This is a genomic window from Methylobacterium sp. ME121, assembly GCF_000974725.1.
GTDB classification, from domain to species: Bacteria; Pseudomonadota; Alphaproteobacteria; order Rhizobiales; family Beijerinckiaceae; genus Methylobacterium; species Methylobacterium radiotolerans.
In genome coordinates this window covers 1-1,900 of record NZ_BBUX01000161.1, presented here as the reverse complement: position 1 = coordinate 1,900, position 1,900 = coordinate 1, and the positions used below count along the sequence as shown (strand labels likewise).

The window sequence follows — 1,900 nt, the reverse complement described above, 5'->3', positions numbered from 1 at the left end:
GGACCGCGTTCCGTCTCCATCGGCGCTTCGGCGTCTTCCGGAGTCGGAGCTTCAGGCGGTGGCGGACGCGGTGCGCGCCGAGATGATCGACGCGGTCTCGATCACCGGCGGCCATCTCGGCTCGGGGCTGGGCGTGGTCGAGCTGACGGTGGCGCTGCACCACGTGTTCGACACCCCCGACGACCGCATCGTCTGGGACGTCGGCCACCAGTGCTACCCGCACAAGATCCTCACCGAGCGCCGCGACCGGATCCGCACGCTGCGCCAGGGCGGCGGCCTGTCGGGCTTCACCAAGCGGAGCGAGAGCGTCTACGATCCCTTCGGCGCCGCCCACTCGTCGACCTCGATCTCGGCCGCGCTGGGCATGGCGGTCGCCCGCGACCTCGACAACGCCACCGCCAAGCAGAAGGGCGGCGCGCAGAAGCGCCGCAACGCCATCGCGGTGATCGGCGACGGCTCGATGTCGGCCGGCATGGCCTACGAGGCCCTCAACAACGCCGGCGCCCTGCACTCGCGCCTGATCGTCATCCTCAACGACAACGACATGTCGATCGCGCCCCCCGTCGGCGCCATGTCGGCCTACCTCGCAAGGCTGGCGTCGGGTGGCGCCTACCAGTCCCTGCGCGAGACCGCCAAGCAGCTCGGCAAGCTCCTGCCCAAGGCGCTCTACCAGCGCGCCGCCGCGGCCGAGGAGTACGCCCGCTCGCTGGTGGTCGGCGGCGGCACCATGTTCGAGGAGATGGGCTTCCACTACGTCGGCCCGGTCGACGGGCACAACCTCGACCACCTGCTGCCGGTGCTCAAGAACGTCCGCGACGCCGAGCACGGCCCGATCCTGCTCCACGTCGTCACCCAGAAGGGCAAGGGCTACGCGCCGGCCGAGGCCTCGGCCGACCGCTACCACGGCGTGGTCAAGTTCGACGTGGTCTCAGGGATCCAGGCCAAGGCCAAGCCGAACGCGCCGGCCTACACGCGGGTGTTCGGCGAGAGCCTGATCAAGGCGGCCGACGCCGACGACAAGGTCGTGGCGATCACCGCCGCCATGCCGGGCGGGACCGGCATCGACCTGTTCGGCAAGGCGCACCCGGACAAGACCTTCGACGTGGGCATCGCCGAGCAGCACGCGGTGACGTTCGCGGGCGGTCTGGCGACCGAGGGCTACCGGCCGTTCGTGGCGATCTACTCGACCTTCCTGCAGCGGGCCTACGACCAGGTGGTGCACGACGTGGCGCTGCAGAACCTGCCCGTGCGGTTCTGCCTGGACCGGGCGGGCCTGGTCGGCGCGGACGGGGCGACGCACGCGGGCGCGTTCGACCTGGCGTACCTGTGCTGCCTGCCGAACATGACCGTGATGGCGGCGGCCGACGAGGCCGAGCTGGTGCACATGGTGGCGACCGCCCACGCCCACGACACGGGCCCGATCGCGCTGCGCTACCCGCGCGGCGAGGGGGTGGGCGTCGAGCTTCCGGAGCGGGGCGAGGTCCTGGCGATCGGCAAGGGCCGGGTGGTGCGCCGGGACGCGGAGGCGCGGGTGGCGCTCCTGTCGCTCGGCACGCGCCTGGCGGAGGCCTTGAAGGCGGCGGACGCGCTGGCCGAGCAGGGCGTGGCGGTGACGGTGGCGGACGCGCGGTTCGCCAAGCCGCTGGACGAGGCGCTGATCCTGGATCTGGCGCGCGACCACGAGGTGCTGATCACGGTGGAGGAGGGCTCGCGGGGCGGGTTCGGCGCGATGGTGCTGCACCTGCTGGCCGAGCGCGGCGCGCTGGACGCGGGCGGCGTGCGGGTGCGGACCATGACGCTGCCGGACGCCTACCAGGACCACGACAGCCCGGAGAAGATGTACGCAGAGGCAGGCCTCGACGCCAAAACCATCGTCCGGACCGCCCTCGACACACTGCCC

Annotated in this window: 1 protein-coding gene; it reads left to right on the top strand. The window is 72.1% G+C overall.

The genetic code is table 11. The annotated features are described in order from the left end of the window. The coding region (dxs, locus tag ME121_RS32660) for a 1-deoxy-D-xylulose-5-phosphate synthase (RefSeq protein WP_059410329.1) at positions 1-1,900 on the top strand (1,900 nt) is incomplete at both ends.